The following is an 11,267-nucleotide window of genomic DNA, read 5'->3' on the forward strand; positions in this document are numbered from 1 at the left end:
CACGATCGTCGTCGGTGAAATCGAAGTGCGCGGCGATGAGTATGACAGGAATCTTTCGTCGATCGCAATTCGTTACCGCTCGGACAACAGGCGCACCCGCACTCGCCCCTTTCCCAGATGCGCGGTGAGCAGTCTGTAGGTATCCCGGTCGAACCGCCCCTGACCCGACTGACCCCGCAGGATTTGCTGGATCTCGGCCTCGCTGCGCGCGCTGCCCAGGTGCCGCCAGCCGTTCACGACGTGGACTTCCTCCACTTCCCGCAACTCGTCCCGCTCGACGACGCCGATCGCTCCGGGGTAGGGCCATGCGGTGAGCTTCAGCTTCATCAGCGCCGACATCATGCGCACGCTGTGCACGCCGACGGCTTCCTTGCCCACGCAGGCGCCCCGGCATTGCTTGACCTGGTGGGCGAAGCAGGGGCGTCCGGGCTGCGCGGGTTTCTCCAGCCCGAGAATGATCGGGCACAGTTCATGCGCGGCAGCGATCTTGCGCAGGGTGTCGGTGGCTTCCCGCCGGTTGGCGAAGAGGCCGAAAAGGTCTTCCGAGCACACGAAATCGGCAGCCTGGCCGCTGACCAGTCTCGGCCGGTAATCGCCTGGGGCCACTTGCACCAACTGCCAGGTGCACAGGTCCGAAGAGCGGCGCAAGCGACGATTGTGAATCGGCTGGCATTCCTTGACCAGTCGCGATTCCAGCAGCAGGGCGCCGAGTTCACCGACCGTCTCATGCCAGTGAATTCGACGCACTTCCTGACTGAGGCGCATCTCCTTGTACTCACGCAGGTCGGACGCGAAGTGAGAGCGTACGCGCTGACGCAGGTTGACGCTTTTCCCCACGTACAGAAGCGCGTCGTTGTCGCCGTAGAACAGGTACACCCCGGGGGATTCGGGCAGATCGTCGAGCAGGGCAGAATCCAGGTGGGGCGGCAGGCTGGGGCGCTTGAGCTGCTGACGGATGGCCTCGGCTAGAGCCTCTTCGCCGCAATCCCGTTTCAACAGGCACCAGAACTGCCAAAGCAGGTGGGCATTGGCCAAGGCGCCGTGGCGGTCGCCGGTCGTCAAATCATGACGGACCATGAGACTGTCCAGGTTGTGTTTCTGGTGGTCCGGGAAGAGCTTGCGAGACAGGCGCACAGTACACAACACGTCGGTCCGGAAGGACTTCCCCAGACGCTGGAATTCGCTCTTGACGAAACCATAGTTGAAGCGGGCATGGTGGGCAACGAACAGACGCCCATGCAGGCGATCGGCCAGTTCTGCCGCGACCTGGGCGAAAGTAGGGGCGTCAACTATCGTCTCGTTGCGGATACCGTTGAGTCGCTGGATGAATTCAGGGATCGGCCGCTGTGGGTTGACCAGGGTACTCCAGGTCGAGACCCGGTCACCCTCTGCGTCCAGCACGGCGACCCTTGTGATGCGGTCCCGTACCGGATTGGCCCCGGTGGTCTCCAGGCCGATGAAGGCAAGCCGAGCGGGAATCACGAGGCCAAGCCCGGAGCCCGGCAGATCGAACCGGGTTTGGTGGCCAGCCGTCCGCCGTCCGCGGAGTGTCTGGCTGCACGCAATTGACGGGCCAACTCGCGCATCACGGCGATGGAGGTTTTTTCTGTTTTGTTCATATTTGTTCTAGACAAATCATGGTTAATCACCTATCATAGTGCGAAATGATACTTTATTGATCGTTATCTGCATTTTTTGTCCAGCCAAAAAGTGCTTTCTGATCGATCAATCTGCTGGTTTCTATGGCCGGCAAGGAGTCCATTCCTGGACAGCAGGTGAAACTGGAGGAGAGATGGCGTGGAGAAAGTAGCCTTGGTCACTGGAGCGGCAGGCGGACTGGGTCAATCGGTGGTGGCCAGGCTGGCAGAGCTCAACGCCAATCTGATACATGCGCGACGATGAGCGAAGCGAACACGATGCGAACACCTCGGCCGTTCCCGGCGGACGCTGGTCCAGGCTGGTCCGGCTGGGCGCTCTCGCCGGCGGTGTTGCCGGCAGCATGCTGGCCGAAGGCACGCGTCAGTTCGCCCAGGGCAAGCGTCCGCGAATCAGCGACTTGCTGCTGACGCCGGCGAACGCCCGCCGAGTTGCCGATCAGCTGGCCCAGCTGCGTGGAGCGGCGATGAAGTTCGGGCAGTTGTTGTCCATGGATGCAGGCGATCTGTTGCCGCCGGAGTTTGGCGCCATCCTGGCGCGCTTGCGCGCCGACGCCAGAGCCATGCCGATGCGTCAGTTGGCCAGCGTGCTCGATGCCAACTGGGGGCATGGCTGGGACCGTCATTTCCGGCAGTTCTCTTTCACGCCGGTGGCGGCAGCGTCGATCGGCCAGGTCCATCTGGCGCAGACGAAGGATGGGCGGCGCCTGGCCATAAAGGTCCAGTACCCCGGTGTCCGACAGAGTATCGACAGCGACGTCGACAATGTCGCCACCTTGCTGCGCATTTCCGGCCTGTTGCCGAGCAGTCTTGATGTCGGACCGTTGCTGCGGGAGGCGAAACGTCAGTTGCATGCCGAAGCGGATTATCTGGGCGAGGGCGCCCTGCTCAGCCGCTACGCCGGTCTGCTTGCCGACACGCCCGAGTTCATGCTGCCCGAGGTGCACGGCGATCTGACGACGGAAAGCGTCCTGTCGATGTCCTGCATGGGCGGCGTGCCGGTCGAATCCCTGCTGCATGCCCCGCAAGCGGAGCGCGATCGCGTGCTCGGACTGCTGTTCAGGCTACTCTTCCGGGAGATCTTCGAATTCCACTTGATCCAGACCGATCCAAATTTCGCCAACTATCGTTACGACGTTGCCTCTCGCCGGTTGATTCTGCTCGACTTCGGAGCGACGCGCGGCTATCCGGCAGTCGTTGTCGACGCCTATCGCCGGCTGATGGCGAGTGCCGTCGCAGGAGACCGGCAGGAAATGAGCGTGGCCGCCAGCGCCATCGGCTATTTTGGGGCTGACATCGGGGAGCGGCAGCGCCAACTCGTACTGGATGTCTTTCTGCACGCCTGCGAACCATTGCGCCACGCCGGTGCCTACGATTTCGGGAATTCGGATCTGCCAGCGCGCATCCGCGACGCCGGTCTGGCCTTGAGCACCGAACGGGATTCCTGGCATACGCCGCCGGCGGATGCCCTGTTCCTGCACCGCAAGGCCGGCGGTCTTTATCTGCTGGCGGCAAGGCTCAAGGCGCGGGTGGATATTCGCGCCTTGTTCCTGCCTTACGCGTCGGGGCAGGCGCCGTCATGAGCCGGCAGCGAGATACCTGATGCAGCGCAAGACCCAACAGACGTACCTCCTCTGCCCGCGCCCCGGCCAGGCTGCCAGGAAACCGCTCAAAGCTTGATCTGGATGCGCTTCTTGCCGCCGCCTTCATCCTTGCACCAAAGGACGGTCTTCCGGGCGCGAGTCGCCCATTCACGCACATCCTTTTCAAAGGTCGAGCAATCGGCGACGACTTCGAGAATGTCTCCCGGTTTCATCCTGGTCGACTGAACGGTTACTTTCAGCGTCGGTTGCGGACACTTGAGTCCAACGCAATCAAGGATTTGGGTTGCCATTCTTCTTCTCCTCAGTCATTAAATGGTATTGCCGCAAGAGCACGAACCTGATCAACGAATTCATTGGTGATCTGCGAAAACCTGTCTGCTTCCGCCGCCGAAACATAATCGAAGCGAAAGCGCCGCGGATCGACGCCCAATTGCGGCACCAGGCGCTCCAGCAGTTCAGCCCGGCAGTAGGCGCGCAGATTGCCCTCCTTGTAATGGCAGTCGCCGGGATGGCAGGCCAGTACCATGACGCCGTCCGCCCCTTTCTGGAAGGATTCGAGGATCAGGGTCGGCTCAACCCGGCCGGAACACATGACGCGGATCGCAGTCAGTTCTGCCGGCACTGGCAACTGGCTGGCACCCGCCTTGTCGGCGCCGGCGTAGGAACACCAGTTGCACAGGAAGGCAACGATTTTGACCCCACCGCTGGCGATGACGCCGGCGCAGTTCGTCGGGCTGGTCGGCTGGGCAGTCGAATAGCTCTGGCAACTCATGACAACACTCCCGCAAGTTCGGCTCGTAGCATCGCACGGGAAAATCCCTGTCCGGTAATCGCGCCAGACGGGCAGGCGGCGACGCAGGTGCCGCAACCACGACACAGGATATCGGCCACATCGGCAATCCTGTCGCGCGCATTCCACGAAATGGCCTTGTAGGGGCAGACCTGCAGGCACGTTCCGCAGCCGGAACAGCGCTTCGCATCGACCACCGCCACCTGCGGGTCGACCACCAGATCGCGGCCATCGACCAGATCGGAAAGCGCCAGGCCGGCCGCCGCCGTGCCGCTGGAAAAGGCCTCACGGATATCGCCCGGCCCACGACTGGTCCCGGCCAGATAGATACCTTTGATGTTGCTGGCGCAGGAAGCGGAAAGCGAATGCAACTGGGCAAGGAAGCCGCCTGCGTTGGTTTCGAGTTCAAGCACCTCGGCAACCCTGCTGGTTCCTTCACCGGGAACGACCGGACGCATCAGCACGATCATGTCGGCGGCAATCGCCTGCCCATTGTCCTTGCAGACGATCCGGCGTTCTGCCCCCACGCCTTCGACGCTCAGGGCGCCCAGCCCGGAATAGCGGCTGACGGCGCTGTGGTCGTGGTGCAGTTGGTTGTCGGCATCCAGGCCGGGTACGACCTGTTCGCGTACCAGACGTGTCAGTTCGACCCCCTCCACTTTGGCAGCGGCAATATGGGCGTACTTCAGCGCAGTGCGGCAACAGGTGCCGGAACAGTAGGAAATCTCGCTGCTATCGAGCGAACCGGCGCAATGGACAATGGCCACCGACTGCGGCGGCGTGCCGTCAGCTTTCAGGATCTCGCCGCAGGTCGGGCCGTTCATCGCCAGCAGACGCTCGAAGCTGTAGCCGGTATGCACGTCCGACTGCCCGGTGAAAGCGGCGGGAACGTCCTGTTTCTCAAGAGCCCCCGTGGCGACGATAATGGCGCCCGCTTCGATGCCGTTCTGACGAGCCGTATCGTCGAAAGCCAGAGAACCTTCGACCGGGCATTCGACGACGCAGGCATTGCACTCCTCGCCCTTCAGCTTCAGGCAGACCGCCGGATCAATGTGCGGGAAATTGGGCAGGGCACCGGCAAAAGGCGCATCGACCGCCGCCAGTTCGCCAGCAGCATTCCACGGGTGCGGCCGGTGCTCGGGGCAGACGGCAGCACAGGCCATGCAGCCGATGCATAAATCCGGATTGATGAAGCGCGGTTGCTGTTTGACGGTCAAGGTCCAGTTGCCGAAGGCGCCCTTGACCGAGGTCACCTCGGCCAGCGTCAGCAAATCAACGTATTCGCTTTCGTGGCCATGCAGCAATTCGCCCATCACCGGCTCCAGCAGGCACGGACCACATTCGAGATTCGGAAAAAGTTCCTCATAGCGAACGGGCAGCCCGCCGATGAAGGGTTCCTTCTCGATCAGGGTCACCTTGCGTCCCGCGCGTGCCAGCGTCAGCGCCGCCTGCATGCCGGCCGGTCCGGCACCGATGATCGCTACTTCGGTGCGCAGCGGCACCTTGCGCGCGACGAGCGGCTCATGCCGCTGCACGCGATCCAGCGCCGCCGACAACAGACGTGCCGACTTCGCCGTCGCCAGCACGGGATCGGTGGTCACCCAGGCAACCTGCTCACGGACATTGACCATTTGCAGGAAATACGGGTTGATGCCGGCCCCGGTCAATAGCCGCCGAAATGTCGTTTCATGATCGCGCGGCGAACAGGCGGCGACGACCACGCGTTCAGGCTGTTCTTCCTTCAGCCAGGCCTCCAGCTGTTCGAGGTTGTCGGCACCACAGGCGAGTTGATCGACCCGGAAAACCGGTTTGGTCGGGTGGCTGGCAAGCAGTTTCTGCACCCTTTCCCAGTCGATCCGCTCCGCGATGATGCCGCTGCAGGTGCATAGAATGACGGCTGTTCTTGCTCGGGTACTCATGCAGCCTCCTTGTTGGCAAAGAGATGCCCACGGGCCAGCAGACGTACTGTCCGGCAGGCTTCCGGCAGGGCGCTGGCGACGCGGGGTGTCAGGTTTTCGGCAAAAGTGGTGACGTCGTCAGCCACCACCGCCACCAGGTGAATATTCTCGTCGGTGGGCAGATCCAGACCCATGGCGCGGCCAATGGTCAGCGCTTGCAGCAGGGTGCAGTCGTGGCCGCAAGCCGCATTCTGGCTGCGGCCGTCGATGCCGGCCACCATCACCTCGCCGGGCGTGCGGCGGCTGTCGAGCAGCGCGTCGACGATGATGGCCCGCGTTGCGCCCGCCAGTTCCTCGAGCAGCAACAAGCCGCCGGCGTGCGATTCCACCAGCCGCCATGGCCCTTCCACTGCGGCCGCCAATTCGCGAACCACCCGCGGTCCGATGGCATCGTCACTCAGAAAAGGGCAACCCAGGCCGATCACGACGCAGTCGCCATGTGCACTGCGCATGGCCGCTTATCCCCTCACCTGTTGATCGAGCAGCGATCCGTCGGCGGCGCGCAGGTTAAGCTCGAGCGGTGCCTTGCCCAGTGCGTGCGTGGCGCACGAGCAGCAGGGATCGTAGAGGCGGAAAGCCATTTCCACCTGGTTCAGGATGCCATCGCTGAACACCCCACCCTTGATCAGCCCCTTCGCAGCCTTCATCACGGAAAGCGAAATCGGGGCATTGTTGTTGGTCGTGCCGACGATCAGATTGACCTTGGTGAGCACACCGCGTTCGTCGGTTTCGTAATGGTGGGTGAGCGTGCCGCGCGGCGCCTCGACCGAGCCGATGCCAATGCCAGCCCGCGCCTCGACGACCTGGCGGACCTCCGGATCACAGATATCAGGGTGTTCGAGCAACTCCTGCATGCGCTCTGCGGCATAGAGCAACTCGATCAAGCGTGCCCAGTGCGTCGCAAGGCGGTGATGGACCGGCAGGTTGCGGCCATTGGCGGCCTTTCCGCGCACCCCGAAGGTGTCGTAAAAACGCTCGAATTCAGCCTGCGCAAGCGGTGTGGCCATGCGGTCGGCGACATTGAGGCGCGCTAGCGGCGTGGCATGATAAATGCCGCTATCCTGCCCATCGACAAAGCCATGCCAGCCGAATTTCTTCAGATAGGGGAATTTCAAATAGCTCCATGGCTCGACGTGTTCGGCGATGTGGCTCAGGTAATCCTTGGCATCGTAGAGGGCGACTTCGTTCCCCAGCGTATCGACGACACGAATTCTGCCCTCGTAGAAATTGGGTGCCATCCCGACGTCGACCGTACCCATGCTGTGCGTTTCGTGGCGATACAAATCGGACAGTACCAGATCAAGATAAGCCTGATCCTTGAGAACGATATCCTCGAAAGCCTGCAGCGAGAAGCGGGCGAAATCGATGTTTTCCTTGGCACAGCCAAGAAAATCCCGGCGCATTTCCTCGCTCAGGGCCACCGACCAACCGCCCGGCAACGCCCCACACAAATGCACGCCGCGGCCGCCCAGACGCTTGATCAGTTCGTGGTTGCGCTTGCGGCAGTTGATGACCTGCAAGCCGATATCGACGCCCACCTTGCGAATGACCCCCAGGATATTGCGCTCGCAGGCCGGAGCATCCGGGCCAACGATGAAATCCGGCCCACCCAGGCAGTAGAAATGCGTGGTGTGATCGGTGACAAAAAACGCCATGTAGATCAATTCGCGAATGCGCTTTGCCGCCGGCAGGCAGGCAACGCCGAAGGCCGCATCGACGGCCTTGGCTGCCGCCATGTGGTGAGCTTCCGGACAAACGCCGCAGATGCGATTGGTGATGTTGGCCATTTCCTCGGCATGGCGTCCGACGCAGAAGGACTCAAAACCGCGCAGTTCCGGAATCTGGAAATACGCTGAGGAAACCTCGCCGGCGTCGTCCAGAAAAATCTCGATCTTGCCGTGGCCTTCCAGGCGTGTGATCGGATCGATGGTGATTCGTTGAGTCATTGCTCCACCTCCGGCGTGCGATCGGCGAGCACGGTCGCTGCCAGTGAATAGCGATAGAAAGTTCCCAGCGGGTCAGCCACGCCGGATAGTGCATCCTTGAGCCGCCGATGCAGGGCCTCTTCGTCCTTGCCGGCCAGCTTGCCGGGATCGACCGCTGCCGCCAGCGCCGTCAGCGCGCTGGCGCCGGGGTCCGCGGTCGCATCGAGAGCGCCATAGCAGCCGGTGCAGGGCATATTGGCGGTCGGACAAAGGGCATGGCAACCGCCGCGCGTGGCCGGCCCGAGGCAGGCGAACCCCTGTTCGACCAAACACCAGCCGGCTTCCGGTATGGCCTCATAAGGCCGTAGCAGCCGCGCTGCCAGAACCCCGCGTTTTTCCCGTGGACACTCGCTGCAAACGGCGCGGCTGCTGCAACCCAGCCAGGTGCCAAGCGGCGGCAAGGCCGCACCGGAGGCCACATGGCGAATTACGGCGATGATCTGTTCCGGCTCCGGAGGACAACCGGGCATGGTGTAATCAACGCTGACCGCTTCATGCACGGCCAGTACGCGCGGCATGAAGGCCGGCAGTTCCAGTTCACCGTCGGCTACATGGCAGATCGGTTGCGGGATCAGCCGCGCCGGATTTTCGACGCTGGGCGCATTCAGGAAGACCGTGTCGAGCAGGTGCTGCAAACCGTGCTGATTGGCCAGAGCGGGAATGCCGCCCGTAGCGGCGCAGGCGCCAAAAGCGACGAACACCTTCGACTTCCTGCGCAACAACTCGGCCATTTCCCTGTTTTCTTCGGTACGCAACGCACCGTTGAACAGGGTCAGGAATATATCGCCATCCGGCAGAGCCTCGATGTCCTTTGTCTTGGTATCAAGCAGACAAGGACAAAACATGAAGTCGAAGTGCTGATCAACTTCCAGCAAGACCTCATCAATATTGGCCAGGGCGATTTCACATCCGCCGCAGGAAGCTGCCCAATACATGGCAAGTTTTGGTTTGCTGGCTGACATCTTTCCCTCCATGAACAGGAACCGCCTACGCGATCTGCAACCCCGGCAAACAAGCCGGAAACAGTCAATACGTGAAACCCTTGACCAACCGGGACAGATGATCCGTTTGCCGAGACAAGGTCATTGCCGCCGCCGCCACGGTACTTGCCTCCTGTGCCGACCCGTGGACCATCGTGCTCATCTGCTGGCTACTTGAACTGATGTCATCAGTCACCGCCCTCTGCTCCTGGGCGGAAGTGGCTATCTGGCTGATCTCGTCAGATAACTCCGTGATCTTGCCAAGTATTTCGCAGATCGATTCGCTTGCGCGCGCGCCATCCTCAACGCCCTTCTCCACCTCATGCACCGCCTGTTTCATGGTATCAACTGCGCCCTGGGTTTCGCTCTGGATGAGCTTGATCATCTCGGAAATCTGCTTGGTTGCCTGCGTCGTGCGTTCTGCCAGCTTTCTCACCTCATCCGCCACGACGGCAAAACCGCGCCCCATCTCGCCGGCCCGCGCCGCCTCGATCGCGGCATTGAGTGCCAGCAGATTGGTCTGAGCGGCAATATCCTTGATCGTTGAGACGATGGCACCGATCTGTTCGGAACTCTCGCCCAGCCTGCCGATACGTTCCGATGAATCCTTGATCAGCTCGGCAATGGCGTGGATGGAATTGATCGATTCCATGGAAACATAGGCTGAAACAGTAGCCGCCTCGTTCGCCGCCGACGCCGTCTGGGATGCCTCAACGCAGTTTTCGGCGATATGCCCGGCAGTCGCTGCCATCTGCTCGCTAGCGGCGGCGGCACTGGAGCAACGTTCCGATGCGACAAGGGAATTGTCGGCGATCGCTGCCGCCGAGGTGCCCAGTTGATTGACTGTTGAAGCAATCTGCAGTGCAGACTGGCTCACCTCGGCGATGGACTTGCGCAGGTTCGCGACCATGCTGGCAAAGGCGGAAAAAACATTGTCCACATCGTCGCCATCCGATGGTGGCAGGGTCACGTTCAGATTGCCTTTGGCCACCTGCCCGATATGCCCGGACAACTGATCCAGTGGGCGAGCGATACTCGATACCAGAAAAGAAGCAGCCAGGGCTGCAATGATGACTGCCAGCACCGTCCCGCCAAGCGCTACCGCCATCCCGCCGCCGACTCCTGCGACAACGAAAACGGGAATGGATGCCAGCACAGCCACACCGATCACCGTCATCCAGACCCTTGTTCTGAAGTTTGCCATTAGCCACCCCCTAAGAGATACCTCACCCTGTTAGTATCTTCTGGCATTAGACAGTAATACTAGCCAGCACACAATGCGGGGTATGTTTCGCCCCATGTGGACCCGGCCTTCGACACGCGCTTGCAACTCCCGACTGCACTCGTGCCGGTTCCCTCGCACCGCTTCCCGGAGTAGCGGGTGGTGGCCTCTGTCAAACTAAACGACAAAGAACCGAGAGAACTTGAGGTTGATTTAAAGAAAAAATCCAGATCGGCGGATGGTTTGGGGCAACTGCTGATCGAGGCACGAAACAGCAGCCGGCGCAGCAGGATTCCGAACTGGTTCATCGAAACCCTGACCGCTTCGACGGGGCAGCGTACGGGCGATGCAGTGGACCTCGCCGGACTCAAGGGAGGAAGTGAATACCGCTATGGTTTCGTGCACCTGGGCGGAGCACGAAACCGCGTCGACATTCACGCCATAGCGGCAATCACACCAGGACCTGGCAGCCACACTCCAATTCCGTAAGCACAGGAGAGACTTGCCGCGTCGTGCGGTATTTGCGTACATGTAGGACCAACAGCGTAAGCGGATCGAAGACGATCACATCCTTGACACCTTGCGACAAATAAAAGGGGGGGCCAATTTCCAGATCCTTGGCTTCAAAGCCTTTGCTGACCACTTCAATGACCGCCTCGGGAATCATGGTCAGTGCCGAATCCTGCTCTTCCTCGCTGGGCTCTCGACAAAAAATCGAGATGTCAGGCCGTTTTAGTCCATTAGGGAACTGGATATAGACATCCACGGCATGGATGCATGCACATCCTGATTTAACCTGATCATTTCTGGTGATGCCCTGGACAATGCGTTCTACCTGTTTCTGGTGACGATAAACGGGCTGAGCCTCCCAGATTGGAAGGCCGTTGACGATTTCAAGGCGAATCCCAAGCTCGCTGGCTTGAAGAAGGATGGGTGATAGACTCATGATTGCCGGATGCCTTCAAGTTAACTTTGCCCAGGCCGGACGGGATATTCATCCTGTCCGCAACGCTTCATCCTCACAGATCGCCCAGGCTGAACTCGATTGCATCGAAAGGCGCGATGCGCACTGG

At 61.1% G+C, this 11,267-nt stretch carries 11 protein-coding genes; 2 read left to right on the forward strand and 9 right to left on the reverse strand.

The annotated features are described in order from the left end of the window. Positions 1–72: 72 nt before the first annotated feature. Positions 73–1,482, reverse strand: coding sequence for a 3'-5' exonuclease family protein (locus V5B59_RS25895; protein ID WP_332352533.1), 1,410 nt, complete (start codon positions 1,480–1,482; stop codon positions 73–75). A gap of 406 nt (positions 1,483–1,888) precedes the next feature. Here V5B59_RS25895 and V5B59_RS25900 point away from each other — a divergent pair, with 406 nt between their 5' ends. Next, positions 1,889–3,238: an ABC1 kinase family protein gene (locus tag V5B59_RS25900; protein ID WP_169071492.1), complete on the forward strand. Its 1,350-nt coding sequence runs from the start codon at positions 1,889–1,891 to the stop codon at positions 3,236–3,238. Between the two features lie 86 nt (positions 3,239–3,324). Here the strand turns inward: V5B59_RS25900 and V5B59_RS25905 are convergent, their stop codons facing one another. From V5B59_RS25905 to V5B59_RS25935, 7 genes are all read right to left on the reverse strand, one after another. Beyond that, on the reverse strand, positions 3,325–3,549 hold the full coding sequence (locus V5B59_RS25905) for a sulfurtransferase TusA family protein (protein ID WP_034917267.1): 225 nt from the start codon (positions 3,547–3,549) through the stop codon (positions 3,325–3,327). A gap of 11 nt (positions 3,550–3,560) precedes the next feature. Continuing rightward, the gene (locus V5B59_RS25910; RefSeq protein WP_169071493.1) at positions 3,561–4,031 is read right to left on the reverse strand and encodes a hydrogenase iron-sulfur subunit; all 471 of its coding nucleotides are present in this window, start codon (positions 4,029–4,031) and stop codon (positions 3,561–3,563) included. After that, positions 4,028–5,968 (reverse strand): FAD-dependent oxidoreductase, encoded by a 1,941-nt coding sequence (locus V5B59_RS25915; RefSeq protein ID WP_169071494.1) that lies wholly within the window; start codon positions 5,966–5,968, stop codon positions 4,028–4,030. Before V5B59_RS25915 ends, V5B59_RS25910 begins: the two co-directional genes overlap by 4 nt. Continuing rightward, a complete protein-coding gene (locus V5B59_RS25920; protein WP_034917261.1) occupies positions 5,965–6,459 on the reverse strand; it encodes a hydrogenase maturation protease in 495 nt (164 codons plus the stop codon). Before V5B59_RS25920 ends, V5B59_RS25915 begins: the two co-directional genes overlap by 4 nt. Positions 6,460–6,465: 6 nt before the next feature. Then, positions 6,466–7,953 carry a Ni/Fe hydrogenase subunit alpha gene (locus V5B59_RS25925; protein WP_169071495.1) on the reverse strand — a complete coding sequence of 496 codons (1,488 nt, stop codon included), beginning with the start codon at positions 7,951–7,953 and terminating at the stop codon, positions 6,466–6,468. After that, the gene (locus V5B59_RS25930; protein WP_034917255.1) at positions 7,950–8,954 is read right to left on the reverse strand and encodes a hypothetical protein; all 1,005 of its coding nucleotides are present in this window, start codon (positions 8,952–8,954) and stop codon (positions 7,950–7,952) included. The genes V5B59_RS25925 and V5B59_RS25930 overlap by 4 nt, the downstream gene beginning before the upstream one ends. Before the next feature lie 64 nt (positions 8,955–9,018). After that, positions 9,019–10,176: a methyl-accepting chemotaxis protein gene (locus tag V5B59_RS25935; RefSeq protein WP_332352534.1), complete on the reverse strand. Its 1,158-nt coding sequence runs from the start codon at positions 10,174–10,176 to the stop codon at positions 9,019–9,021. Between the two features lie 180 nt (positions 10,177–10,356). On the opposite strand from V5B59_RS25935, the gene V5B59_RS25940 reads away from it, so the two are divergent. Beyond that, on the forward strand, positions 10,357–10,683 hold the full coding sequence (locus V5B59_RS25940; protein WP_169071496.1) for a hypothetical protein: 327 nt from the start codon (positions 10,357–10,359) through the stop codon (positions 10,681–10,683). Here the strand turns inward: V5B59_RS25940 and V5B59_RS25945 are convergent. Next, positions 10,646–11,140 carry a Uma2 family endonuclease gene (locus V5B59_RS25945; RefSeq protein WP_034917250.1) on the reverse strand — a complete coding sequence of 165 codons (495 nt, stop codon included), beginning with the start codon at positions 11,138–11,140 and terminating at the stop codon, positions 10,646–10,648. The genes V5B59_RS25940 and V5B59_RS25945 overlap by 38 nt on opposite strands. Positions 11,141–11,267: the final 127 nt, after the last annotated feature.

It is taken from the genome of Candidatus Accumulibacter contiguus, assembly GCF_036625285.1.
Lineage (GTDB): Bacteria > Pseudomonadota > Gammaproteobacteria > Burkholderiales > Rhodocyclaceae > Accumulibacter > Accumulibacter contiguus.